This window comes from Bartonella phoceensis (assembly GCF_902825145.1).
GTDB classification, from domain to species: domain Bacteria; phylum Pseudomonadota; class Alphaproteobacteria; order Rhizobiales; family Rhizobiaceae; genus Bartonella; species Bartonella phoceensis.
This window is the reverse complement of record NZ_CADEAD010000083.1, coordinates 1-255: the sequence shown is the minus strand read 5'-3', so window position 1 is coordinate 255 and position 255 is coordinate 1. Positions and strand designations below refer to the sequence as shown.

General features: G+C 58.8%; 1 protein-coding gene. It reads right to left on the bottom strand.

The genetic code is table 11. The annotated features are described in order from the left end of the window. On the bottom strand, positions 1-255 hold a 255-nt coding region (locus J7R07_RS08160), incomplete at both ends, for a hypothetical protein (protein ID WP_208436343.1).

Here is a 255-nt window from a genome sequence, read left to right as displayed (position 1 = left end):
CCCCCAAATCTGGCGTTCTGCTTCTTGGAGAAGCTGCCCCGCCGACCGCGCCGGTTGGTATGCCCGGAATAGACTCGTATATGGGCTCCTGCTCTGGATCAGCCCCCAAATCTGGCGTTCTCCCTCTTGGGGAAGCTCCCCCGCCAGTCGCGCCGATTGGTGTGTCCGGAATAGACGCGTATATGGGCTCATCATCTGGAGCAGGTCCAAAGTCTTGCTCTCTGCCTCTTGAGGATGCTGCATCTGAGGAAGCTA